The organism is Bradyrhizobium sp. 23AC (assembly GCF_054863025.1).
The window spans coordinates 212580-235985 of sequence record NZ_JAVAYN010000009.1 but is presented as its reverse complement, the minus strand read 5'-3'; the positions used below and the strand labels follow the sequence as shown (position 1 = coordinate 235985).

General features: G+C 61.0%; 21 protein-coding genes and 5 pseudogenes. 8 read left to right on the top strand and 18 right to left on the bottom strand.

The genetic code is table 11. From position 1 onward, the window contains the following. Window positions 1-217: 217 nt before the first annotated feature. Both RAD10_RS22845 and RAD10_RS22840 read right to left on the bottom strand, forming a co-directional pair. Window positions 218-400, bottom strand: coding sequence for a hypothetical protein (locus RAD10_RS22845; RefSeq protein WP_027545378.1), 183 nt, complete (start codon window positions 398-400; stop codon window positions 218-220). Between the two features lie 270 nt (window positions 401-670). Next, window positions 671-1345, bottom strand: coding sequence for a helix-turn-helix domain-containing protein (locus RAD10_RS22840; protein ID WP_461619311.1), 675 nt, complete (start codon window positions 1343-1345; stop codon window positions 671-673). A 314-nt stretch (window positions 1346-1659) separates the two neighbouring features. Here RAD10_RS22840 and RAD10_RS22835 point away from each other — a divergent pair, with 314 nt between their 5' ends. Together RAD10_RS22835 and RAD10_RS22830 are read left to right on the top strand one after the other, a co-directional pair. Further along, window positions 1660-2244 carry a hypothetical protein gene (locus RAD10_RS22835; protein ID WP_461619310.1) on the top strand — a complete coding sequence of 195 codons (585 nt, stop codon included), beginning with the start codon at window positions 1660-1662 and terminating at the stop codon, window positions 2242-2244. Next, on the top strand, window positions 2241-2843 hold the full coding sequence (locus RAD10_RS22830; RefSeq protein ID WP_270163359.1) for a hypothetical protein: 603 nt from the start codon (window positions 2241-2243) through the stop codon (window positions 2841-2843). Before RAD10_RS22835 ends, RAD10_RS22830 begins: the two co-directional genes overlap by 4 nt. A 479-nt stretch (window positions 2844-3322) precedes the next feature. Here the strand turns inward: RAD10_RS22830 and ccoS are convergent. The 11 genes and pseudogenes from ccoS to RAD10_RS22775 all read right to left on the bottom strand — a co-directional run. Continuing rightward, window positions 3323-3475: pseudogene (gene ccoS / locus RAD10_RS22825) on the bottom strand (cbb3-type cytochrome oxidase assembly protein CcoS); the annotation flags it as partial. Then, a complete protein-coding gene (locus RAD10_RS22820; RefSeq protein WP_270163360.1) occupies window positions 3475-5664 on the bottom strand; it encodes a heavy metal translocating P-type ATPase in 2190 nt (729 codons plus the stop codon). The pseudogene ccoS and the gene RAD10_RS22820, both read right to left, overlap by 1 nt. A gap of 103 nt (window positions 5665-5767) precedes the next feature. Then, a pseudogene (locus RAD10_RS22815) lies at window positions 5768-6175 on the bottom strand (FixH family protein); the annotation flags it as partial. 18 nt (window positions 6176-6193) lie between these two features. Next, entirely contained in the window at window positions 6194-7654 is a 1461-nt protein-coding gene (gene ccoG, locus RAD10_RS22810) for a cytochrome c oxidase accessory protein CcoG (protein WP_461619322.1), read from the bottom strand. Window positions 7655-7747: 93 nt separating this feature from the next. Then, window positions 7748-8620: a cytochrome-c oxidase, cbb3-type subunit III gene (gene ccoP / locus RAD10_RS22805; protein ID WP_461619309.1), complete on the bottom strand. Its 873-nt coding sequence runs from the start codon at window positions 8618-8620 to the stop codon at window positions 7748-7750. 3 nt (window positions 8621-8623) lie between these two features. Continuing rightward, complete coding sequence (locus tag RAD10_RS22800) at window positions 8624-8788, bottom strand: cbb3-type cytochrome c oxidase subunit 3 (RefSeq protein ID WP_461619308.1); 165 nt, start codon at window positions 8786-8788, stop codon at window positions 8624-8626. A gap of 12 nt (window positions 8789-8800) precedes the next feature. Next, window positions 8801-9535, bottom strand: a complete 735-nt coding sequence (gene ccoO / locus RAD10_RS22795; RefSeq protein WP_461619307.1) for a cytochrome-c oxidase, cbb3-type subunit II — start codon at window positions 9533-9535, stop codon at window positions 8801-8803. Window positions 9536-9543: 8 nt separating this feature from the next. Continuing rightward, window positions 9544-11169: a cytochrome-c oxidase, cbb3-type subunit I gene (ccoN, locus tag RAD10_RS22790; protein ID WP_461619321.1), complete on the bottom strand. Its 1626-nt coding sequence runs from the start codon at window positions 11167-11169 to the stop codon at window positions 9544-9546. 90 nt (window positions 11170-11259) lie between these two features. Next, on the bottom strand, window positions 11260-11709 hold the full coding sequence (locus tag RAD10_RS22785) for a hypothetical protein (RefSeq protein WP_270163365.1): 450 nt from the start codon (window positions 11707-11709) through the stop codon (window positions 11260-11262). Window positions 11710-11778: 69 nt separating this feature from the next. After that, on the bottom strand, window positions 11779-13113 hold the full coding sequence (gene hemN / locus RAD10_RS22780) for an oxygen-independent coproporphyrinogen III oxidase (protein ID WP_461619306.1): 1335 nt from the start codon (window positions 13111-13113) through the stop codon (window positions 11779-11781). 15 nt (window positions 13114-13128) lie between these two features. Further along, complete coding sequence (locus RAD10_RS22775; RefSeq protein WP_458176479.1) at window positions 13129-13356, bottom strand: hypothetical protein; 228 nt, start codon at window positions 13354-13356, stop codon at window positions 13129-13131. Between the two features lie 828 nt (window positions 13357-14184). On the opposite strand from RAD10_RS22775, the gene RAD10_RS22770 reads away from it, so the two are divergent. The 3 genes and pseudogenes from RAD10_RS22770 to RAD10_RS22760 all read left to right on the top strand — a co-directional run bounded on the left by RAD10_RS22770 (window position 14185) and on the right by RAD10_RS22760 (window position 15271). Beyond that, window positions 14185-14703 (top strand): IS66 family transposase, encoded by a 519-nt coding sequence (locus RAD10_RS22770; protein WP_426409422.1) that lies wholly within the window; start codon window positions 14185-14187, stop codon window positions 14701-14703. Between the two features lie 11 nt (window positions 14704-14714). Beyond that, window positions 14715-15041: pseudogene (locus RAD10_RS22765) on the top strand (IS66 family transposase); the annotation flags it as partial. A gap of 44 nt (window positions 15042-15085) precedes the next feature. Continuing rightward, the gene (locus RAD10_RS22760; protein WP_461619320.1) at window positions 15086-15271 is read left to right on the top strand and encodes an IS66 family transposase; all 186 of its coding nucleotides are present in this window, start codon (window positions 15086-15088) and stop codon (window positions 15269-15271) included. Window positions 15272-15553: 282 nt separating this feature from the next. Here the strand turns inward: RAD10_RS22760 and RAD10_RS22755 are convergent, their stop codons facing one another. Beyond that, entirely contained in the window at window positions 15554-17140 is a 1587-nt protein-coding gene (locus RAD10_RS22755; RefSeq protein WP_270163371.1) for an adenine nucleotide alpha hydrolase family protein, read from the bottom strand. Between the two features lie 806 nt (window positions 17141-17946). On the opposite strand from RAD10_RS22755, the pseudogene RAD10_RS22750 reads away from it, so the two are divergent. Next, a pseudogene (locus RAD10_RS22750) lies at window positions 17947-18295 on the top strand (DDE-type integrase/transposase/recombinase); the annotation flags it as partial. Here RAD10_RS22750 and RAD10_RS22745 read toward each other — a convergent pair. Continuing rightward, window positions 18296-18670: pseudogene (locus RAD10_RS22745) on the bottom strand (helix-turn-helix domain-containing protein); the annotation flags it as partial. A gap of 53 nt (window positions 18671-18723) precedes the next feature. On the opposite strand from RAD10_RS22745, the gene RAD10_RS22740 reads away from it, so the two are divergent. Next, window positions 18724-18972, top strand: coding sequence for a LexA family protein (locus RAD10_RS22740; RefSeq protein ID WP_426409424.1), 249 nt, complete (start codon window positions 18724-18726; stop codon window positions 18970-18972). Window positions 18973-19403: 431 nt separating this feature from the next. Here the strand turns inward: RAD10_RS22740 and fixJ are convergent, their stop codons facing one another. The 3 genes from fixJ to RAD10_RS22725 form a co-directional block, all read right to left on the bottom strand. Beyond that, window positions 19404-20012, bottom strand: a complete 609-nt coding sequence (gene fixJ / locus RAD10_RS22735) for a response regulator FixJ (RefSeq protein ID WP_270172969.1) — start codon at window positions 20010-20012, stop codon at window positions 19404-19406. Beyond that, window positions 20002-21444 (bottom strand): PAS domain S-box protein, encoded by a 1443-nt coding sequence (locus RAD10_RS22730; protein WP_461619305.1) that lies wholly within the window; start codon window positions 21442-21444, stop codon window positions 20002-20004. The genes fixJ and RAD10_RS22730 overlap by 11 nt, the downstream gene beginning before the upstream one ends. A 496-nt stretch (window positions 21445-21940) precedes the next feature. Continuing rightward, the gene (locus RAD10_RS22725) at window positions 21941-22588 is read right to left on the bottom strand and encodes a hypothetical protein (RefSeq protein WP_461619304.1); all 648 of its coding nucleotides are present in this window, start codon (window positions 22586-22588) and stop codon (window positions 21941-21943) included. A gap of 267 nt (window positions 22589-22855) precedes the next feature. Between RAD10_RS22725 and RAD10_RS22720 the strand changes: the two genes are divergently transcribed. Next, the gene (locus RAD10_RS22720; protein WP_270163375.1) at window positions 22856-23311 is read left to right on the top strand and encodes a pseudoazurin; all 456 of its coding nucleotides are present in this window, start codon (window positions 22856-22858) and stop codon (window positions 23309-23311) included. Window positions 23312-23406: the final 95 nt, after the last annotated feature.

Below are 23406 nucleotides of genomic sequence, written 5' to 3'. Positions count from 1 at the left end.
CTCACTCTCAATGCTTGTTGCAGACGCGTTATGTCTGTTGCAGGAGCAACGTGCCGGTGCCAGATCCTCAGCTGAGCGCCGGCCTTCGCGTCAGGGATGGACGCCCGAATGGGTGAAAACCCGGCCAAAGCCGGGGTTTCAGCGCAGCCGACAGCCCGGTCCCCGCAGGGAGACGCACGGCAAATCCAATGCGGATGGAACGACCAGGCGCCTGGACCTAGACCTCTTCTCGAATCTTTGTCTGCGCGTCATAGATTCTGATTCGAAGCATGGGAAAGCGCTTCTTCAGCTCTTCGGCACCCGTTTTGGCTCCGTCCCTGGTCGCAAATTCGGCCTTGAGTCGGCCATCTACTTCGAGCGCATATCCTGAAGCTGGCAATTCACGGGCAGCTGCAACCATCTTATACCTTTTGCGCAGTGAGGAGATTGACGACAACGGCATACCGCGAGTCGCGCAAATCGCGCCAGCTCACTTAGATCTTGATTTGCTCCTAAACTGCAGAACTTCGATTCGCTGTCAGTTTGAAAATATCCTTTGAAATCAATCCAACTTTTATAAACCTGCAAAATTACAAACCAACCCACCTGGTTCGGGGGATGAGATCGGATTGGATACAGGCCCTTCAAAGGCGAAAGGGCTGGTCACAAAGCGCGAAAGGAGATTCGATTGTCAGGCATTGATCCGGCTCAGCGCCACGCGGTTGCGGAGGACGATGCGGCGCGAGGTTTCCAGGGCGATGGTTCCGGACTGCGCCAGCTGACTGAGCGTCCGCGACACCGTTTCGATCGTCAAGCCGAGATAGTCGGCGATGTCCTGACGCGTCATCGGCAGTTCGATCGACTGAGCGGCGGCATTGCGGCCCGCCATTTCCAGCAGAAACCCGGCCACCCGTTCTTCCGCGCTCTTCATCAGCACCATTGAATGCTCGTGCATACGCTGCAGCTCGCGAACCGCAAGCGTCCAGAGCTGTCTGGCAAAATTCTTTTCGTACTCGGCCCGGGCCATCACGGCGCTGCGTTTGGCGACCACGACATGCGCCTCCCTGATCGCTTCCGCCGAGGCAAGATGCACCTCGGTGGCTTCGACGTCAAAGATGTCGCCGGGCAGATAGAAGCTTCCGATCTGGCGACGGCCGTCATCCAGCGTGCGACAGGTTCGCACCGCGCCGGAGATGACCTGGTAGAGGTATTCAGCCGGATCGTCTTCGCCGTAAATTTCAGCATTGCGCGCAAACCGCGTCGAAGCGCCGATCAAGCCCAGCGGGCCTTCGGGCAGGGAGTTTGACCGAACCGCAGCGGCCGAACGCGCGTGGATTGAAGACCCGGCAGTTGCGGCGGTGAGCATGGCAGAAACTCCGGTTTCGATCGTTGATGGGGGCAGTCTGCCCGCTTCTCCAGGTTTCGAAACTCGTGTCATTCCCCTAAGTATAAATCCGGAGGCAATCGCAATCTTTGGGTTGCGTGGCGGATCGAACGACCCTTGGGCAAAATCGACGGTTGCATCCCCCATCTTTAGCGAATTCCGGTGCAGTGGTCGCGGTGCAACTAAGAATCCGCCGCGCGCGGCACGAGAAATGCCCGACCAAAGTCTAGCCTTCGGTCTTTTTTGCTTGTGCACCCCCCTAAGTTGCGAAATGATCCGCCGCCTTGGGGGCGAGAGTGCAAAAATTCTTAGTAGCCATTTTGACAATCCTAAGCGTCGCCTTGAGCGTGACCCTTGGGGCCGTACTTCAAGAGCCCCAGGTCTCAACAATTGAAATCGATCGAGACAGGGCCGCTCTCACCTCACAGATATCGACCACGCAAGAGGAGAGCGAAAAGTATGGACCGGGACTTCTCAAATCTCTAATCGAGGTTCGGCTCGCAATCGCGCGAAATACGCTGGCCATGCTCGACCAAAAACGAGCTTCTTTTGTCAGACGTATCACGCTGGACTATCGGCTTGACGGTCGGCCGGTTCACGACGCATCCGACCAAGAACTAAATGTGATCCTTGAAGAGCTCTCGCAGGCAGAGAAGAAGGCTGCCGCCTCTAAGCTTGAGGCCGCGAGGTACTCCGGCGGGCTGGCTCAGGCGATGTCTCTTCTAAAGGCAGAAACTGACGAGTTGAGTGTATCTCAACTCCGATTGAAATTTTACTCCGCAAAGCATGGAATTCCACTGCCGTTTCCGACTCTCACCGAGAATTCGAGCAAGCCTACTCAACCACCTGGCAAAGTCGTAAAGGATCGTGACGCGTTATGAAGTATGCTCTTGGCCTGATTGCATTCGCAGCATCGTGCCTCGCCTTGCCTACGCACGCACAGTCGCCTGCAACAGATGGTCCGATCGGCCTTGTTTGGGGAAGTTCCTCCGCTGAGGTTCAAGCCAAAGGGGTCGAACTCAAAGAAATTGAAGGAACGGACTTCGGAAAGAGCTATCTCGCATCGAAGATGGAAAAGGCGCTGGCCGACCAAAGCGCGGCCTTACTGTCATTTGGGTTCAACGACAAGCTTTGGCGTGTCCTTATAACCAGCCGTCCGTTCAGCGAAGACCCTGCAGGTAGTGCGGCGGTGGCTCGCTACGACGAGCTAGCTAGTCTACTGTCAGACAAATACGGAAAAGGCACTCAAGTTCACAGGCTTGGTGAGTCGATATACGCTCAATCAGGCTACTTCGTTGCAGGTATACGCGGCGGTCAATCGAGGTGGTTTACGAATTTCGATACCTCCAACCTTTTCATTCAACTCGGTCTCACGGCCAGTGATAGCTCCACCGCGACGTGGCGCTTGATCTACGAGAACAAAATCTTTCGGCGAGACTTTGAGGCATCGAAGCGTTCACGCGAGAAGGGGACGTTATAGCCTCGTGAGACCCTATTTGACTGGGGTTTAAAATCGTTATCCAAGCTCGTCGAATGCTCGCGTCTTACGACGAGCACAACTAATCGAGAAACTTCGGAAACGATTGTGGAGAGGCTAGGCCATGCTCTTGAGGCCATGAGAATATCTTTCTCTGCAAAGAGGGGGGGTGAGGTTGTAGTTTAAGTCGGGTTTGCGGGTCGTTTTGATTACGGTGTTACGCATCATCGATCTGACAAATTCACGATCTACCGCATGTTCACAGCTGAAGCCGACATCTTCTTGCGCCTTCCATAAGCTGACCAATTTCCCCAGCTGCTGTTGATAGGTGGGCGGCAATCGCTGAGCGGGGGCGACCGTCCGGTTTGCCGAACCCCGCTCGGTTCGCCGCGAAGGCGTCCTGATGGGCCCTGCTGATGATCTTCGCCAGGATTGCGATCGCGTTGCTGATGTTGGGCCATCGCTGGGCCCACCAAGGTGGAGGAATTTTCAGACGGCTCATCGTCGGCGATCGCCCGCCAGGCGGCGCCAGCGAGATCCTCATATTGACCGTTCTTGAGGGACCAGAGAAAGGCCGCAAGGCCGAGGGCACCGAGCATGATCGCAAGCGGAACCAGATAGACCAGGACTTCCATCAGATGGCTTCCCTCTGCCGGCGCGCGCGCAAGGCGTTGAGCATCACGAGCAGCGATGAGCCGGACATCGCTGCCGCCGCGATCAGCGGCGTCACCAGACCGGCCATGGCTACCGGCACGGCGAGCGCGTTGTAGATCACCGCGAGCCAGAGGTTCTGCCGCATCAGCCGCAGCGCCTGGCGTGAAATGGCGATTGCGGCTTGCGCGGGTGCAAGCCGCTCGCCGAGAAACACCGCATGCGCCACCGACTGACTGAGTTGCGTTGCGGTGACCGGCGACATCGAGGCGTGAGCGCCGGCCAGCGCCGGCGCATCGTTCAGACCGTCTCCGACCATCAGCACCTTGTGGCCATGGCGCGCGAGCTCGTCGATGCGGGCGATCTTGTCGACCGGGGTCACCTCGGCACGCCAATGATAAATGCCGAGCGTCTCGGCAGCGGCCCTGACGGCCGGCTCCCGGTCGCCGGACAGCATCTCGACAGTCAAGCCGACCCGCTGCAGCGCAGAGACGGTGTTCGCCGCATCAGGACGGATCCGCTGCCGGACTGCAAAGACATGGCGCATCAAACCATGTCGAAACGCGACGACAGATGCCTCGGGATCGTTCTGGAGAATCTGGTTAGCCGCCTCATCGGCGCCGCACCAGGACGGCCGCCCCAGCCTGATGTCGACACCATCGACCACGCCGGAAACGCCCTGCCCCGGTACCTCCGCGATGCCCGGCAGCGGCGCTTTTGCGCCTGCCGCGCGCGCAACCGCGGCGGCGACCGGGTGCCGGCTCGAGAGCGCCAGGCGGCCGGCCAAATCGAACACATCGGCAGGGATTGACCCGGCATTTGCGACGTCGAGTTCAGGCAGAGTCAGCGTGCCGGTCTTATCGAAGATCACCCGATCGACCTCAGCGATCCGCTCGATCGCGTCACCTGCATTGAGCAACACGCCCGAGCCGAACAGGGCGCCGGAGGCCACCGTCTGAACGGCCGGAATGGCGAGGCCGAGCGCGCAGGGACAGGTGATGATGAGGACAGCGATTGCAATCACGATTGAATCGTGGAGCGTGGCACCTGCGATAAGCCAGCCGATCATCGTCAGCAGTGCCGTGGCGTGAACGAGCGGGGCATAGAGCCGCGAGGCACGTTCGGCCAGACGCAGGTAGCGCGAGCGCGACTGCACGGCATTCTCGAGCAGGCGCGATATTTCAGACAGAAGCGTTGCTTCGGAGGCCGCCGATACGCGGACACGCAACGCGCCCGACCGCACCAGCGCCCCGGCGTAGACCGCGCTTCCCGCTACCGCCGTCGTTGGCAGTGTCTCGCCGGTGATCAGGCTCTGGTCGATCTCGGAGCGGCCGCTGATGACGTTGCCGTCGACGGCCGAACGCTCGCCAGGACGGAGCAGCACGATGTCGCCGGGGCGAATCGCGGCGACGGGGACCGTCCGGATCTCCTCTTCGCTGACGAACTTGGTCGCGGTCTCCGCCTTCAGCGCGGCAAGGTTGCCGGCAAAGGCGCGGGTGCGCCGTCGCATGTTCTGGTCGAGATAGCGGCCTGCCAGCAGGAACGCGATCAGCATGATCGCCGCGTCGAAATAGGCGTGCTCGGCATGCATGGCCGTTTCGAACAGCGACATCGCCAGCGCCAGGACGATGCCGACCGAGATCGGCACGTCCATGTTGACATTGCGGGCGCGGAGCGCCGCCCGGGCCGAGGAAAAGAACGGCTGGGCCGCATAGGCGGCGGCCGGCAGCACGATCAGCGCCGAGAGCCAATGAAAGAAGTCGCGCTGCTCGCGCAGCATGTCACTGAGATTGCCGGACCAGACCGGCACCGACAGCATCATCACGTTCATCGCCGCGAAGGCGGCGACGCCCAGGCGCCGCAGCAGCGCACTTGCGCGCTCGGCCTCCCTCGTCTCGGCGTCGGCGCGCTCGAACGGATAGGCCCTGTAGCCGAGCTCGGCGAGACGATCGACGAACAGCGCGGGATCGACCGCGCCCGCCTTCCACTCCAGCGCGAGCCGGCGGTCCGTTAGATTGACCCTGGCCGAGGTCACGTCCGGAATCTTCGACAGATTGCGCTCGATCTTGGCCATGCAACCCGCGCAATTGATGCCCTCGACTGCGAGATCGAGATGCAGGAGGCCCGGGCCCGTCTTCTTCAGATAATGTGAGAAATCGATCGTCGACTGCATTGCAGTGCTCCGTCAGTTCAGGACCACGATTGCGCGACAGGAACAGGCGCTTTCCGTCGCGGTCGGCCTCGATCACCAGCTCCCACTGTCCCGCTGCAACGCCGTGCGCGATGCCGCGGTAGCTGCCGCCGCCGCCCTCGATCATCTCGAGCACCTGGTCGGCTCTGCGATCAGTGGGACGCTCGAGCCGACCGAAGACAGACAATCCGGCAAGCGGCGCGCCGTCCTGCGCCTTTGCATCCAGGTTCAGCCGGGCCGTCCCGTCGGCCTGGCGCTCGATATGCGCAGCGACCTTCCAATCGCGCCTGTTCTGCTGATGCGCGGCCTGGATTTCCTTTTGATAGGCAAGGCTCGCACTATAGGCGCTGTCGACTTCGGTCCCCGGCAGCGTGGCGATGGCAAGCCGCATCATCACCGCGTTGACGCCGATCACGACGGCAAAGAAAGAAACCACGGCGATCAGGACGAAGCGCCCGGTGATCGGCCGTATGGCGGATGAAGACGTTGTCATGTCCGGTATCCTCAGCAATCAGGGCGTGACGAAATGATCGGTGGCGGAGGCAACCTCGCCAAGCCCGATGTCGGTGATGCGGAATTTCACCGGCTGGGTCTTCTCCACTTTTTCGTCGAAGGGTGCGGTCACCAGCACGCGCAGCTCGGTGGTGGCATCGCGTGCGAGGACGATCATCGGTCTGTCGGGCGTGACGGAATCGACGCCAACGATGTGGATTTGCCCATTTGCGGGGCCGTCGACATCGACGGCAATCACGCGATCAAAACCGCGCTTGTTGAGAAAGCGCAGCGTATAACCGTTGCGGATCGCGCCGTTGCTGAGCTTGACCGCCACGGGGTTGCGGTCGTGCAGCACGTTGACATCCAGCAGCGACCGCGTCAGCAGCGCATCCAGCATCACCGCGCAGACCACGGTGATCAGCGACGCATAGACCACCGTCCGGGCACGGATCGGCTTGTAGATCTCCGTCTTGCCGGCGGTCCGGCGCTGCATATTGATGTCGTTGTCGTAGCCGATCAGCCGCGCCGGCCGGCCGATCTTCCTCATCACGTTATCGCAGGCGTCGATGCAGAGACCGCACTGGATGCAGCCGAGCTGCGCGCCGTCGCGGATGTCAATGCCGGTCGGACAGACCGCCACGCACTGGTTGCAGTCGATGCAGTCACCGGCCCTCTCGCCCAGCGAGCGCAGGTGCAATCCCTTCTTCACCGAACAACGCGGCTCGCCGCGGTCGTACTTGTAGGTGACGTTGAGCGCCCACTCGTCGGTCAGTGCGGCCTGGATGCGCGGCCACGGGCACATGTAGAGACAGACCTGCTCCCGCGCGTGGCCGGCCAGGAGATAGGTCGAGGCCGTGAGGATGCCGATCCAGATGTAGGCGATTGCCGGCGCCTGGAAGGTGGCGAGGTCCTTCACCAGGCTCGGCGCGTCGGAAAAATAGAGCACCCAGGCGCCGCCGGTCCACCACGCGATCGTGATCCAGATCGCGTGCTTCAGCACGCGCCGCGCCAGGCGGTTGACCGTGATCGGACCGGCATCGGCCTTGATTCGCGCGCGGCGGTCGCCCTCGGTCCAGCGCTCCACCGCGTAGAGCAGGTCGGTCCACACCGTTTGGGGACAGAGGTAGCCACACCAGATGCGGCCGCCGAGCGCATTCATCAGGAACAACGTGAAGGCAGCGAGGATCAACAGCCCGGTGAGGTAGTAGATCTCCTGCGGCCACAGCTCGATGAAGAAGAAATAGAAGCGCTGGTTGGGAAAATCGATCAGCACGGCCTGATCGGGCGCGCCAAGGCCGCGATTCCAGCGCAGCAACGGCAGCAGGTAATAGAGGCCGAGGCAGAACGCCATCAACCCCCATTTGGCTCGCCGGAAGGTGCCGGAAACCCGCTGGGGATAGATTTTCTTCTGGGGTGCATAGAGCGGCAGATCATCATCGCCGCCCATCAGCACCTTCGGCGTGACGTTCTTGGTCATCGGAAGGCCCATCAAAATCCCCCGATAAGGCTCCATTACCCTAAGGCGGAACGGCTTCACCTGGGTGAACCGCTCAAACCTCGCCCGGGATTGCTATTTGCCGCCGCCCAGCGAGTGGACGTAGACTGCGAGCGCCTTGGTCGTGACCGGGTCCAGCCGTCCGCTCCAGGTGGGCATGACGCCGGCGCGGCCCTTGGTGATCGTCTCCACAAGGGTGGACTCGTCCGAGCCATAGAGCCAGATCTGGTCGGTCAGGTTCGGCGCGCCGAACTCCTGATTGCCCTTGCCATCCTCGCCGTGACAGCTCACGCAGTTCTCGGCAAAGATCGTCTTGCCGGCGGCTGGGTCATAGCCGGCGGCGGTCGAAAGTCCCGAGAGCGAGCGCACGTAATTGGCAACCGTGACGATCTCGTCCTTCTTCAGGATGCCATCGCGGCCGAAGGCGAGCATCTGGCCTTCATGCGCCTTCGCGTTCCCGGATCGCGCGCCGAACTGGATGGTCTGCATGATCTGGTCGAGCGTGCCGCCCCAGAGCCAGTCGTCGTCGTTCAGATTTGGATAGCCCTTCGCGCCGGCGGCGCCGCTACCGTGACAGGGCGCACAATTGTCGCCGAACACCGTCTTGCCACGCGCCCGCGCCAAGGCCAGGAGGGCTGGGTCCTTCTCGATGTCGGCAAGAGACGCGGTGCCAAGCGCCTTCATCTTTTCGCCGCGCAAAGCTTCGAGTTGGGCGAGATTCGCGGTAACGGCGGCGCGATTGGTGGTGTGGAGGACACCGGTCGTATAGCCGCTCACCAGCGGCCACGCCGGATAGACCACCCAATAGCCGAAGGCCCAGATGATGGTGGCGTAGAAGGTCAGCACCCACCAGCGGGGAAGCGGCGTGTTCAGCTCCTTGATGCCGTCCCATTCGTGGCCCGTGGTCGACCGGCCGGACACGCGGTCGATGTCGTTGTGCTGGCTCATCTGTCAATCCTCCCGCAGCGGCATTTTGGCCGCGGCATCGAACAGCGCCTTGTTACGGGGACGCAGCGCGCAAAAGACGATGGCAAGGAAGATGCCGACGAAGATCGGTGTCCAGAAATTGAGCACGAACTGCGACACCAGGTTTTCAACGGAGACAATCGCCTTCATCACAAAACACCTTCAACGCAGATTGGCTTTTTCGTCATAGAGCTTGAAGTCGACCAGCGTCCCCAGCATCTGCAGGTAAGCGACCAGCGCATCGAGTTCGGTGGGTTCGCCCGCCTTGCCGTCGAAGTTGCGGACAACCGCATTTGGATAGCGCTTCTGGAACGCTTCGGCGTCCGCACCATCGGGATCGAGCTGAGCCTTGAGGTCGGCTTTGGCATTGGCGATCTGGTCGTCGGTATAGGGTACGCCGATCGCGCGGCTGGTCCGCAGATGCGCGGCGACGTCCTCGAGCTCGAGTTCGGTCGCAGCCAGCGATGGATACCCCGGCATCACCGACTGCGGCACGATCGCCCGCGGATTGATCAGGTGCCGGACATGCCAATCATCGGAATATTTGGCGCCGACGCGGGCGAGATCGGGACCCGTCCGCTTCGATCCCCACTGGAAGGGGTGATCGTACATGCTCTCGGCGGCCAGCGAGTAGTGGCCGTAGCGCTCCACTTCGTCGCGCAAAGGGCGGATCATCTGCGAATGGCAGAGATAGCAACCCTCACGGACATAGATGTTGCGCCCGGCAAGCTCGAGCGGCGTGTAGGGACGGACACCGTCGACGACCTCGATCGTGCTCTTGAGATAGAACAGCGGCGTGATTTCGACGAGACCGCCGATCGCGATGACCGTGAGGATTCCACCGATCAGGATGGTCGCGTTCTTCTCGAAGATCTTGTGTCGATTCCAGAAGGACATGGCATGACCTACTCGGCAGGCTGGAGCCGTCCGGCGGCTCGTGCCACCTCGGCTTCGCCGGCCCTGACCGTCATCCAGAGATTAAAGGCCATGATCAGCGCGCCGATCAGAAACAATGCGCCGCCGGCTGCACGGATGATGTAGAAGGGATGCATGGCCTCGACGGTTTCGATGAAGGAGTATTCAAGGAAGCCGAGCGAGGTGTAAGCGCGCCACATCAGGCCCTGCAGGATTCCCGACACCCACATCGCAGAGATGTAGAGAACGATGCCGAGGGTGGCGATCCAGAAGTGCCAGTTGACCAGCTTGAGGCTGTAGAGACCCTTGCGCCCCCATGCCCACGGCACCAGGCAGTAGAGCGCGCCGAAGGAGACGAAGCCGACCCAGCCGAGCGCGCCGGAGTGCACGTGGCCGATGGTCCAGTCGGTGTAGTGGCTGAGCGAGTTGACAACCTTGATCGCCATCATTGGGCCTTCGAAGGTCGACATGCCGTAGAAGGCGACGGAGACGACGAGCATGCGCAGCACCGGATCGGTGCGCAGCTTGTCCCAGGCGCCGGACAAGGTCATGAGCCCGTTGATCATGCCGCCCCAGGATGGCATCCACAGCATGATCGAGAACGTCATGCCCAGCGTCTGCGCCCAGTCCGGCAGCGCCGTGTAATGGAGATGGTGCGGGCCAGCCCAGATGTAGAGGAAGATCAGCGCCCAGAAATGAATGATGGAAAGCCGATAGGAATAGATCGGCCGCTCGGCGCGCTTCGGGATGAAGTAATACATGATGGCAAGGAAGCCGGCGGTCAGGAAGAAGCCGACCGCATTGTGGCCGTACCACCATTGGAACATGGCATCCTGAACACCACCCCAGGCAATGTAGGACTTCGAGCCGAACACAGAGACCGGCAGCGCGGGGTTGTTGCCGAGGTGCAGCACGGCGATCGTGACGATAAACGCGAGATAGAACCAGTTGGCGACGAAGATGTGCGGTTCCTTGCGCTTGACCAGCGTCATCAGGAACACCAGCAGATAAGTCACCCAAACGATTGTCAGCCACAGATCGGCGTACCACTCCGGCTCGGCATATTCCTTGGACTGAGTGACGCCGAGCAGATAGCCGGTGCCGGCGATCAGGATAAAGAAGTTGTAGCCGAGCACGACGAACCAGGGCGCGAGATCGCCGGCGAGCCGCGTGCGGCAGGTCTTTTGCACGACGTAGAACGAGGCCGCGATCAGGACGTTCCCGCCGAAGGCGAAGATCACGGCCGAGGTGTGCAGCGGACGAAGGCGGCCGAAGGTGGTCCAGGGGAGATCGAGATTAAGCGTGGGCCATGCCAGTTGCGAGGCGATGATCAGCCCGACGGCAAAGCCGGCAATGCCCCAGAACATCGCCGCCACAGATGCGAACTTGATCGGTCCTAGGTTGTAGTTGGGACGCCCGTTGATCTCCTGCGGCGGCAGTTTGGCCGGACGATCATAGTAGCGGTTGAGGATCGAAAACGCAGCCGCGATGCTGGCGGCGCATCCAAGCGACGCGTGAAAGGCGAACGGGGCGTCATGCGCGAATCCCGCACCGATCAGGCACAGGAATGCGAGCACCGCAAACAGCGGCCACAACACCGTTTCTCCGATCGTCATCGATTTTGCGCCAGCGGAGACGTTCGTCATGGTGCGACATCCTCGAGGAGTGGATCAGGGAGGCACGCGCCGCGCCCGGGTTGATCGAGATCAATTGCGGGTGGCGGGGACCGGCAGAACCGGTGGGGCGCACCGCCGCACATCGTCCGCTAACGCGCGCAGCGTCTGCTCATTTGGGCAGTATTTTGCTGGGCTCGCTTGCCGCTCGTGATTCAAGTCCCGGGCGCAGCGCGCCTTGGACGAGCATTGGCAGCACACGCGTCGCAGATCGCGGAGCACGTCACCGCGAGATGCTTCCAGGTCGTCCTCGGCAAGGCCCGCATGGGAGAGGCGCCTGCTCAGGGACTGAAGCGAACCCGAAGGCTTCAAGATCAGCGCAGCGAGCTCCGTCCTGGAAAGATTCAGCTCTCGCGCGATAACCTCGATCTCCCGCGGGTCCAGGCGCTGCAACTCGTTCCTGCGATCCATGACGCCCTTCAAGCAGTCACGTAGATTGCCGAACAGTGTGCTGCCCGTCTTGCCGGCCGCTTCAATCAACATTTGACGATGTGTGCCCTTTTTTTCCGGTGACGTCTTAAATCCACCAAGGGGCTTTGTCGTTGATGCAGATCAAATTGCCTTGCTGAACTGTGCGGCGCGCGAGCAGCTGTAGGTATCGAAAGTTGCGGCGATGACGCGAACGACGGCCCGGCCAGCTTGCGTTATTGTCAATTTCGCGCCCTCGATCTCGACCAGCCCCTCCGATTGCATCGGTGTCATCCTCGCCATTTCATTGCGAAAATCGGCATTTGGCGCGACGGCATCGAGATCGACGGTGAAATCGCACATCAGCCGCTCGATGATTCGCGCGCGCTGCCGGTCGTTTTCATCGCGCCGGCATCCCCTGGCAGAGGCGAGTGAGCCCGCCTCGATGGCGCCGATGTATCTTGGAACATCCGCGACGTTCTGCACGAAGCCGTCCGCGAAAGTCGATATTGAGGAGGCGCCGAGCCCGAGAAGGACGCCGCTGGCATCCTCGGTATAACCCTGGAAATTGCGATGCAGCTTCCCGCCTGCCGCAGACCTTGCGAGCGCATCGCCGGGCCTGGCAAAATGATCGATGCCGATTCTCACATAGCCGCCGGAAATCAGCTCCTCGGACATGGCCTCGGCCTGCTCGATGCGCTGATCCTGCGACGGCAGCCCGGCTTCGTCGATCCGCCGCTGGTTGGCCTTGAACCGCGGCAGATGCGCATAGCCGAAACAGGCGATGCGGTCGGGCCCCATCGCCGCAACCGAGGCACAGGTCTTTCGAACCGAGTCGGCGGTCTGCAGCGGCAGCCCATACATCAGATCGACGTTCAGATTTCTGATTCCGGCCGACCGCAGTCGCTCGATGGCCGCCTCGATGATAACGCGCGGCTGCTGGCGGCCGATCGCGGCCTGGACTAAAGGATTGACGTCCTGCACGCCCAGACTTGCACGGCCGACGCCGAGTTCCGCCAGTGCGCCCACGAAGGCGACAGTCACGTGACGTGGATCCAATTCGATCGCGTGCTCGAGGCCGTCCGCGAACGGGAATTGACGGCGGAGTGCGGCGATGACGGATCGCAAGCCGCTAGGTCCGAGAATGCCGGGCGTGCCGCCGCCCCAGTGCAGCCTGGCAATTTCAGGCCTCGCCCCGACCAGGCTCGCAACAAGATCGATCTCGGCTTCAAGCGCGCGGCGATAGCCATCGATCACATCGTCACGTACCGCCATCTTGGTGTTGCAGCCGCAGTAGAGGCATATCTTTCGGCAATAAGGCACGTGAAGATAGACCGAGACGGCCTGACGCGCGTTGAGGCCGGCGAGCCAAGTCTCGTGGTCTTTCGCGCCAACCTCAGGCGAGAAATCGGCGGCGGTCGGATAAGACGTATAGCGCGGCACATTGTAGCCCGCATAGCGGCGCACGACGGGGGTCAAGACACATCGACCTTGCTAGGAGGCCCCGGGCCGCTCCAGCGCGGTCGGCGCCCGGAATTCGACGGCATCCGCGAAGATCGTCCAGTCGTGGACGTGCCTCTGCCGGCAGAAGTCGGCTTCCGATCGTCGCACCGCTTCCGTCAGGGACGGAGCTTCGATGGTGAACGCCGCCTGGCAAGCGCGATGCTCGTGCCCAGTGTCGTCGCAGACGGTCTTGATGAAGCGCACCTCAAATAAGGGCATTGTGTTCTCCTATTTGCCGACATGTTGCTCAGAACCGGAGCGAAATCCTTGAGCAAGATCAATCAGACATCGCGCCCGATCGCCCATCCCACTGCAACAACGGCAAAGCCGATGATCAGGATGACAGCAACGAAACTCACAACGGGACCAAGACCCCAGCCGTCATTTGCAACTGATAACCCAGCATCAAGCGTCGGGGAACCGCCCAGAAAGCTTGCGGGTTAAACCATGGCCCCACCTCGCCTGTCGACTGCAGCCAACTCCGGGTCCAACTCGTTCACTGTGTTGCATGACGGACGCGATCGGCCGAGACGCTGAAGGCACGACGCGGCTTGTCTTCACGTCTCGGATGCCTCCGACCGAACCATCCAGCCGTCCATAGGTGGACCGCCCGAAGACGCCATAAGGCGAGCAAAAGAGAAAGGGCGCGGTCGCCAGCCGATTGGCGGCGATAAAGGCCGTAAGACCCAGGCCTTCGAACGCAAGGTCCATTCTTAGGCAATCGCGGCAAAGCCGACGACGGCGTGGACCACTTCCAATATTTGGGGCATGTCCCGCCTCCGGTTTCGCTAAGAGATCCTTAGCCCGGGGGAACGGTGCGCGCGTTGATCTCAATCAACTGTCGCTATCACTTGATCCAGTTCAAGGAGCGGTCGCGCCATCGCTGGATGATCGCGCAATCAAACCCGCCACCGCGAAGAGGCTGTCTTGTACGAATGTCTCAAGGAGACGGTTCAGCATGGGACGCGTGTTTCACCCAAGCCCTGTGCCGCGGCCGGCCGTTGTCGGCTGAGAGGCGAGGATTTCGCTGCAGCCGATGGCGAACGCATGTATCGTTTTGTCATGGCGATTCGTCCCGAAGCTCTCCCGACTGACGCAGCGGCTCTGACCGAGATGGTGCTCGCGCTCGACGCCGAGAATGAGATGCGGCGCGTGGCGATGCAGACGCTCAAGGAGATGATCTTCGGCAAGCGTTCGGAGCGGCTTGCGGCGATCGTCGCCGAGCAACTCGCGCTCGAGCTGGACGATCTCGCGACCGGCGCCACGCCGCCTCTGTCTGCGAACGACGATGCCCCTGCGACGAAGCCGCTCGGCAAGCCGCGCAAGAAGGCGAGGCGCAACATCGGCGCGCTGCCCAAGCACTTGCCGCGCTACGAGCAGGTGCTCGAGCCGGACGCGACGGCGTGCCCGTGCTGCGACGGCGGTCTGCACAAGATCGGCGAAGACGTGAGCGAGGTGCTGGACGTGATCCCGGCGCTCTGCGGGTGCTGCGCACGATCCGTCCCAAATATGCCTGCCGCGGCTGCACCGACGGCGTGGTACAGGCGAAGGTGCTGCCGCGGCTGATCGAGGGCGGCATGGCCTCGACGGCGCTGGTGACCCACGTGGTGGTGTCGAAGTTCTCCTGGTATCTGCCGCTGTATCGGCAGGTGCAGATGCTGGCCGGCCAGGGCATTCATCTCGACCGCGCGACGCTCGCCGGCTGGGTGAAGCGTGCCGCATGGTGCTCGAGAGCCTCTATCAGTTGCAACTCAAGACGATCCAGGCCTCGCCGCGGCTGTTCTGCGACGAGACGCCGATGCCCGGTGCTTGATCCTGGGCGACATCGCACCCGCATCTGCCAGTTCTGGGCGCATGCGATCGATGATCGCCCACGGGGCGGCCCGTCGCCGCCGGCGGTCGCCTATGTGTTCGCCGACGGCCGCGGCACCGACAAGATTGCCGTGCAATTGACGGCTTTTCCGGCATTCTGCAGGTCGACGGCTATGCCGCCTACAAGGCGCTGGCGCGCAATCATGGCGGCGCGATCCAGCTGGCTTTTTGTCTGGCGCACCGACGCAAGTTCGTCGAGGTGTACAAGACGATGCAGTCGCCATTCGCTCATGAAGTGATCGAACGCCTGCAGGCGGTCTAGCCGAACAGCGGCTTGCGGCCCGCCGCACGCAACTTGTCAAATGGTGCGCGGACCGAACGTTCCGACGTGACGAGCGGGACGAAGAAGTACTGTTTGCTGGGTCCATTTCACCAACTTACGAATCGCCCTCGGTCATCGATCCCGTGCACAATTTGGCACTCCGCCAAATTATGCTTGGCACCTACGAGGAGTATGACTCCACGCTCCATGTCATTGATATTCTTTGATATTCTTTTGGACGATTAAGCCTCAGAATTCAGCCGCTGCGTCGGACGGACACCATCAACCAAGTTGCCGGGCGAAACGCTCCGCCCACAGAAAACGCACCAAGGCACTCGTCGCAGAAAATTCGCGCGTTGCTATTACTTTGTTCAGAAGCGTCATAACCGAATCTGGCGAAACCAAGCCTAAGTCCGCCAATGCGCAAGACTTTAGCTGGCATGCAAGTGAGTCCGCCCGCGCGGAAATCGCCCTTGGCAATACAAGCTCGAAACTCTCCTTCTTATAGTCTCGCGGAAACATCTCAAGGCCGTTACGGACACGCATGCAAAGACGGAGCATCTGCTTGTTTGCTCGAAGTTCGAGCGGTAGGGTCGCTGAAAAGTTGATCAATCGCGGATCGCCTAGCGGGGTCACTGGCCAAAGTCCTCGCATCGCGAGAGGTCGAGCATGACACAGTTTCCCTATAAGAGTCGTTGACGCGATGACGCCAGGAGGCGCGCTAAATAGGAAAGACGAACGCGCGGCATCAAGGCCGCGTCTCGTTAGCAAGGCTTCCGCATGTCCAACGGCGATATCGAAGCAACGTGACGACGGAGACCTTGCTTCACCATCCTCGCCAGAGTAGCGAAAGAAGAGCTCATCTCCTCCTATACCGGACCAGATTATCTCGCAACCCGCGTCACGAAACCTACCCCAAAGTGCGTCGAACGCCTCAAGGTAATATTCCGAAACAAGTGGCAGATGGTGGATTAAGTCGAGATTCAGATCAATCGCCGGCATGTGGGCGTTCATTTCGATCGCGTAGTCGCGGCAATTCAGTGCGGCCACAATACTATTTCGTCTATCAGTCTGGTTGGGGCTACTCTCATCACCCAGTAGTATGCCCCCACATGTTAACGATCCGACGCCCTCGCCGACAGCGATCGCGACGGAAGCGGAATCCATTCCTCCGCTCAATTCCACCGCACTTGCACCACAGTTGGTTGGTCGAGAAACGACAACCTCATGCAGCAATTGATGAAACTCACGAATCGCATCGGTGGTCGTTAACCCAGCGTGCGCATCAGGTAGTGATCGTCTTGGGCCGCAATCAAACAGTGTGTCCGACGTGTCGACGTATAAGCTCGCGCCAACTGTTAGTAGGTTAACGCCGAGGCAGGCTTGCCGTGCAGAGTAGAACGTTCTCATCGCCAGATGATGCGCGATCACTTCGGTGTCAAGCGCGCGCGATTCACGCAAGAAATCAGCAAAGTCCCAGGAAAGCGTCACCGAGCGAATGCGTTCCTCAACGGTGAAATAGATCGGCAGGCTCCCCAATTGGCCAGCTCGCACACGGAGCCGGCCGCCGCTGCGGGCCGCCTCGACGATAATGAAGTCGAGAGGCCAATTCAGGCTCTCCTGATAGCACTGGCGAAAGTGATCGGCAGAGACGTTAGCGGCGACAGCAATCGGGGCGCTCAAGTGAGCTTCCGATCGCAGGCGCTCTCGCGTGACGACGAACCATTGTTCAGACGTCTTGAGGAGAAAGCTCTCGAGACTCTGATGATGGAAAGGGTGAATATAGCTGTCGCCAATTGATATTGAAGAGCCATTGGCCACAGGATCAAAGAGTTCAAGGTCGCGTATCCTCAGGCAGGCCTTGAGCATTGTTTTATAACTCGACCGCCCTCGTCTGAGGGGCGGCGCCAAGTAGGCATAATCCGATAGACTCAGGTGAGATAGCCGGCATAAGCGCTGTCATTCGGGAGAGAGCCCTTGGGCCACTTAATAGTCGGAGGTGCCACTGCTGGAAGTGGAAGGTCCGCTGGCATGGGCCGGGACCGCTCCTGAACGAGCGCTTTGGCGTTAGTCATGTGATACTCCCTTTAACAAGGATTTGAGACGCTAGTGCGCATGTCGTCTGGACACGTTCTGCGGAAGCAATGGCTTGATGTTGTGGCCGACCCTCGTCGGTGTGAACTCTCACATGTGACGCTCCGCGACACAACCTACCAAAATCGCCAGGTCCCCATTCGGACGTGCCGGCCGCCGTCCATCCGAGCTGATGCGCCTCCACGTGCGGCGCGACGATCAAAGTGACAGTGCGTATTGCCGCACATATCGATGCTCCCGGTGATGGGTTGCCTCATCTATTTTGCTCCCGCCTTGGGTTGAGGAGGAGGCTGGGTGCGGAGATGGCCGGGGTTTCGGAGCTGCCGGCCTCCTCCGCTGGCACCTGGCACATCGTCGGGTTGTCGTGAGCTCATGCCCCGGCGGCGTTTTCTCCGTAGGAATCGGACGACTTCTCCTCAGTTAATGCGCCTTTATAGAGGAGGCTAAGCAGGTACCGCGCCAAAGGAGAAATCGTTCTCTGTCAATATGCTAGCTCTAATACTGCTATTTCACTCGTCCGATATTGTCGGGCATCTAACGTACTTGCGTTATCCACTCCGATTGGATTCGCTAGCTCCGTTCGCAGCCACAAAAGACATTTCGACGAAGTCCTTATCTCGATTCCGGCGAACAACATTGGTTCTGGCGCGCTGTCGACCAGAATGGCCTCGTTCTCGACGTCGTGATCAAGCGCCGACGAGATTCGCGCGCGGCGCAGCGGCTCATGAAGAAGCTCTGCAGGGGCGAAAATCACCTTTTACGTCCGCAGCACAACTCTCTCAACAATCGGGGTCCGAGAATTCTCATCAGCCGGCCTGGCGACGCGATCGGATCATGACGCGTTCAAATCGCAGCGTCAGTCTCAACGGTTCCGTCAGTTCACGATCGGGTCGTGAACTTTCCCACATCCCCTGTCCTGGATCCGTCACTGTCGGTGAGTTTGACCTTCGCGCCTGCCAGCAGCTTGAGCGTCCAGCGCGCACGGCCCTTTGGGGGACTGGCACAGGCGGTCGCCACCAGCAAGGCTTCTTCCTTGCCGGTGAGTTTGCGCTTCGCTCCGGGGCACGGCTCTTCGCTCAGCGCCCGCTCCAGATTGCCTTCCACGAAGCGTCGCTTGGTCCGATATCCGGTCGAGCCGCTTACGCCAACGCTCCTTGCGACCTCCTCGTCGCTGGTCCCGGCATCGGCGGCCAGCAAAATCTGCGCTCGCTTGAGGTTGCGGGACGCCTGCTTGCCGCCGCTGAGCAGCGCCCTCAGTTCGGTGCGCTCGATTTGGCTGAGTTCGACCCGATAGCGTACATTCATGGCGTGCCGACCTCGTTCGAGGCACGCACGAACAACTGAATCGGATGGCCGGCTTGAGTCCTTCGTCAAAACCCTTCACGCCCACGCAGGGGCAGTATCTGGCTTTTATCCACCTCTATACCCGGCTGCATCGCAGGCCCCCGGCCGAGACCGACATGCAGGAATATTTCCGCGTCAGCCCGCCTTCGGTTCACCAGATGGTGCTGACGCTGGAACGCGTCGGCCTCATCAGACGGCAGCCAAGGACGCCTCGCAGCATCGAGGTCCTCATTGATCCGAAACTCCTGCCGGAGCTAATCTGACCGCCGGACCCAACCTGTCAAAATCACTGTGCAGAGCCACTAGGCGGGATCGTCCCGAAAGCCGATGCATTGAAGGCTTTGTTCCCAGTCAAGCGGCATCCTGCCGCACGACGTGACATGATGGGTACGGCCATCGACGAGATCATGTTGCACCACATCATGAGGGTCCGAGGAGATTGCAGCGCGTGCTGCAGCTGATGGAAAAGCGGAATGATGTCGCTGTGTCACTGCCGGAGGCCGCCAACTGAGACGGCGCTACTTTTCCGTTCCGTTGTTCCGTTCGAGCATCGCCATCTCAACGTGTTCCGCAAGACCCGTCAGATGGCTCGCTAGCCGATCAAACAGATCGCTTGGCCTTGTCGGTCGCAAGGTCCCGGATCAGGGCGCACTCAGCGGCATCTCTGTGAAGCTATTGCGTGGTTGCCCAGCCCTCACAGACCCGCAGCGAGCGCGAGACGCATCAGTTCGGACATGCTGCGCGCCCCCGTCTTCGCCATGAGGTTGGCACGATAGACCTCAACGGTGCGCGGACTGATGCTGAGGTCATGCGCAATGACCTTATTGATTTTGCCTGCCACAAGCCCCTGCAGGACATCCCGCTCGCGCGGTGACAGATCGGCAAGCCGCGCTTCAGCCTCCTTCTTCGCCGAGCTCTCGCTTCCTGCCGCGGGCCGCGCCTCCAGGGCAGAGCGGATTGCCCCCAGCAGCGCGGCATCGTCGAACGGCTTTTCGATGAAATCCGCGGCACCCGCCTTCATCGCCTCCACGGCGAGCGCGACGTCGCCGTGACCCGTGATCAGGATGACCGCGCTGGATGTTCCTTGGCGTTTCAGCTTCCTCACCAGCTCGATGCCGCTTATGCCCGGCATGCGAATGTCGGAGACGACGCAGCTCAACGTCCCGGCGCAGGCGCCAGCCAGAAAAGCGTCGGCCGTCTCGTAGACCTGCGACTTGTATCCATTGACGTCGAGCAGGAACGCCAGCGAATCCCGCATCGCAGCGTCATCGTCGATGACGTGAATGACCGTCTTATCGTTCATCGCCCGCCTCCGTTTCGGCGAAGGGCAGCGTAAACTCAAAAATTGTGCCGCCGCCGTCATTGGGGCGCGCCGCGACGCGGCCGCCATGTGCTTCGATGATGGTTCGGCAGATTGAAAGACCGACACCCATGCCGTTTGCCTTGCTGGTGACGAAGGGTTGAAACAGCTTCTCGTCGATCTCCGGCGCGATGCCCACGCCGGTATCAGTGACGGAGAAGAATGCGAACCTGTTCTGGCGGATGACACCGATGGTCAGCTCGCGCCGGCTACTCGTTTCCATCGCCTCGATGCCGTTCCTGATGAGGTTGAGCGCGACTTGCTGAATCTGCACCTTGTCGACGACGATATCGGGAAGATTGTGGTCACAGCGCAGCGAAACGCGCACCCCCTGTTCCCTGGCGCCGACTAGGGCCAGCGCCGCCGCCTCCTCGAGCAGCGTCGCCGGGTTCTCGATGGTGTGCTCGGTCTCGCCTTTGGCGACGAACTCCCGCAGGCGCTTGATGATGTCGCCGGCGCGCAACGCCTGGTCGGCGCTGCGGTCCATGGCCTCGCGCACGCGCTCCTTGTCGACCTCACCTGCCTTCAGCAAGGTCGCGGCACCGCGCAGATAACTTGTGATCGCGGACAATGGCTGATTGAGTTCGTGCGCGAGCGAGGACGCCATCTCGCCCATGGCGGTCAGCCGCGACACGTGCACCAGCTCGGACTGCAATTCCTGCATCCGGCGCTCCTGGGTTCTCCGTTCGGTCAGGTCGCGGACAAAGCCGGTAAAGTATCGCTCGGCGCCGGCCTTGGCCTCGCCCACTGCGAGCTCCATCGGAAACGTCGAGCCATCCTTGCGCTCGCCGACCACGATCCGCCCGATCCCGATGATGCGACGCTCGCCCGTAGAGCGGTAGCGATCGAGATAGCTATCGTGCTCCTGCCGGTACGGCGCGGGCATGAGGATCGAGACATTCTTTCCGATCGCCTCCGCGGCCGACCAGCCGAAGAGGTGCTCGGCTGTGACGCTGAAGGATCGCATGATGCCCCGCTCATCGATCAGAACCATGGCTTCCGGGACGGTATCCAGGATCGACTGGAGCTGCGCCTGCCGATATCGGGCGTCTTCCGTCTCCCGCAACAGCCGGTCGCCCATCACGCCGAGGATGAGCCCCATGACTGCGAAGAACGAGACATCGATCAGGTTCGCCGGGTTGCTGTAAAGGCTCGGTCCCAGGAAGTAGCTGGCGCTCGCAAGACACAACAGAGTGGCGAAGATTGCAGGCCCGCGGCCGCCAGCAAATGCCGCAAAGACCACGACCGGAACATAGATCACGGTGAAGGTCCGATCCTCGAAATAATGATGCAAGCCAAGGCGCACGCAAAATATGGCAGCGACGGCAGCGGCCGCCGCCCCGTAGCGAAGCCAAAATCGGCCTTGTGCTGTCATTCAGTAGCCCGATGCAGAAACGAACGCGCCTTTGCGAGACTGGGACGGTGATCGCCTCATAGCACGACTGGCCGTCTCTTCGGCAAGAGGGGAGCTGGAGCAAACTAGTCTTTCGAAGGCCATGGACGCCAGTGCGTCGGATGGACGACAACCCGCTCACGGGTCGTATCATTGACCCAGCCGCTCGGAGTGCGACGGCAGGCGAAGATCAGCGGATGCACGCGATTGCCTTCGATCACAGCGAGCTCGAGCGCTCGCTCGTACGGGGCCGTCGAAATCCCTTCCCACATTGCTCGCTCGCCCATTGCTTCCATCTCGCAGGGTACCCTCGCCCGCCTGAGGAGCATGCAACGGTCGCGCATCCAGCGCCTTGGCGAGACTTCTACAAAGAGTGCACACTAGCAACGCTTGCCGCCGGGGCATTGACGCAGGTCAAGAACGACGCGCAGCCGTTGTCCGTCAATCCGGCGAAGCGGTCATCGCCGTGCTGCTTGCATTAACACAACAGGCGGCAACGCCAGACGCGCAGACTGGCACCATGATAGAGATCGCGTTCCCGACCATCGAGCTGATTGTCGACACAATCATACAGCGTTCGCCTTCGAGCATACGAATCTCCCTCGATTTCAGCATGCATTTCGCCGGCGGCCTGATCGCGACCTTCCACGCGGTCGACGAGGCCTACCGCGAACACGGGATCGATCTCGAGAAAATTTCTGGAACGGCTGCGCGAGCCCGCGCAAATTACGTTGAGGTTGGCCGAAACCGCCTCGGCTGGCCTCGGCAAGCCCGAACGACTCATGAGATTGCGCAGAACGATCCACTGGCGACCGCCTTCAACCAACTCCCGTTGCGCCATACACCGAGGATTTGGCTGACCGGATGCAGGATATCGATCCCCGGGTCGGTCTTGCCGCCGACCTGCTCGGAAAGGCGTAACAGCATGCGAAACCCGCTGCTCGACCGGCTCGCGCGACATTTCCAGCACCCGCGTCTGAGTGTCCTGCAGCCGGCGGCCGACGGTCTGTAGCGCATTCACCGCAAGCACCGCAAATTTCGCCGCCAGCCGTTGCCGCGCTACCGACGGACAGCACGGCGCCGTGTTGTCAACGCGCAAATGGCCGTGCAACAGCACGAGAAACAACTTCGCATCGGGCCCCGCTCGACGACAGCGGTGTCCTTCTCATAGCGGACGGAGCGCGCCGGACGCGAAGTTTCGAGTTCTCCAGGTGAAAGTCAGGAAAACAACGGGATCTCGACCGAACGGTCGATTGCCGGCATTTTCTCTCCGCGGCAGCTCCAGAGTGATCACAAAAGGGAGATTCTTCGGAAAGATTGCGTCAGCTCAAATCTCGACCGGCCTTCCAGCTCTAGTTAGTGGCCCGTCAACTCGCCACGACAGGAAATTGCAATGCACAAGGCGCTACTTCTGGCCGCCGCAGTGATGCTGACGATGACGAGCTTCGCTGCCGCGGCCGAAATCGAGATCAAGATGCTGAACAAGGGTTCTGACGGCAGCGTAATGGTGTTCGAGCCGGCGCTGGTGAAAATCGCGCCCGGCGACACCGTAAAATTCGTTGCCTCCGACAAGGGACACAATGCCGCGAGCATCAAGGGCATGCTGCCGGACGGCGCGGCTCCCTTCGTCGGCAAGAATGGCGAAGACATGAGCGTGAAATTCGATCAGGCCGGCGTCTATGGCGTGAAGTGCGTGCCGCATTACGCCTTGGGCATGGTGGCGATGATCGTGGTCGGCACGCCGACCAACATCGAGCAGGCCAAGGCGGTGCCGCAGGTCGGCAAAGCCAAGCAGATGTTTGCGACGCTGTTCGAGAAACTGGAAGCCGCCAAGACTCCCTCCAAGTAGGAGAGCTCCCGTATGTCGGTCGCGCGCCTTCGCGCAACTATCAGGGTCCCGTAGAACGACATCGCGTTCTGGAAGGGCGATCACTTGTCGCGCAC

Bases quoted from the DNA above. Each gene is read 5' to 3' on its own strand.
- RAD10_RS22800 (WP_461619308.1), bottom strand. From the start codon at position 8,788: ATGAAGGCGATTGTCTCCGTTGAAAACCTGGTGTCGCAGTTCGTGCTC.
- RAD10_RS22785 (WP_270163365.1), bottom strand. From the start codon at position 11,709: ATGTTGATTGAAGCGGCCGGCAAGACGGGCAGCACACTGTTCGGCAAT.
- RAD10_RS22730 (WP_461619305.1), bottom strand. From the start codon at position 21,444: ATGACAGCACAAGGCCGATTTTGGCTTCGCTACGGGGCGGCGGCCGCT.
- ccoG (WP_461619322.1), bottom strand. From the start codon at position 7,654: ATGACCAAGAACGTCACGCCGAAGGTGCTGATGGGCGGCGATGATGAT.
- RAD10_RS22720 (WP_270163375.1), top strand. From the start codon at position 22,856: ATGCACAAGGCGCTACTTCTGGCCGCCGCAGTGATGCTGACGATGACG.
- ccoO (WP_461619307.1), bottom strand. From the start codon at position 9,535: ATGTCCTTCTGGAATCGACACAAGATCTTCGAGAAGAACGCGACCATC.
- RAD10_RS22775 (WP_458176479.1), bottom strand. From the start codon at position 13,356: ATGCCCTTATTTGAGGTGCGCTTCATCAAGACCGTCTGCGACGACACT.
- fixJ (WP_270172969.1), bottom strand. From the start codon at position 20,012: ATGAACGATAAGACGGTCATTCACGTCATCGACGATGACGCTGCGATG.
- ccoN (WP_461619321.1), bottom strand. From the start codon at position 11,169: ATGACGATCGGAGAAACGGTGTTGTGGCCGCTGTTTGCGGTGCTCGCA.
- RAD10_RS22755 (WP_270163371.1), bottom strand. From the start codon at position 17,140: ATGCTCAAGGCCTGCCTGAGGATACGCGACCTTGAACTCTTTGATCCT.
- RAD10_RS22820 (WP_270163360.1), bottom strand. From the start codon at position 5,664: ATGCAGTCGACGATCGATTTCTCACATTATCTGAAGAAGACGGGCCCG.
- RAD10_RS22840 (WP_461619311.1), bottom strand. From the start codon at position 1,345: ATGCTCACCGCCGCAACTGCCGGGTCTTCAATCCACGCGCGTTCGGCC.
- RAD10_RS22845 (WP_027545378.1), bottom strand. From the start codon at position 400: ATGGTTGCAGCTGCCCGTGAATTGCCAGCTTCAGGATATGCGCTCGAA.
- RAD10_RS22770 (WP_426409422.1), top strand. From the start codon at position 14,185: ATGTATCGTTTTGTCATGGCGATTCGTCCCGAAGCTCTCCCGACTGAC.
- ccoP (WP_461619309.1), bottom strand. From the start codon at position 8,620: ATGAGCCAGCACAACGACATCGACCGCGTGTCCGGCCGGTCGACCACG.
- RAD10_RS22830 (WP_270163359.1), top strand. From the start codon at position 2,241: ATGAAGTATGCTCTTGGCCTGATTGCATTCGCAGCATCGTGCCTCGCC.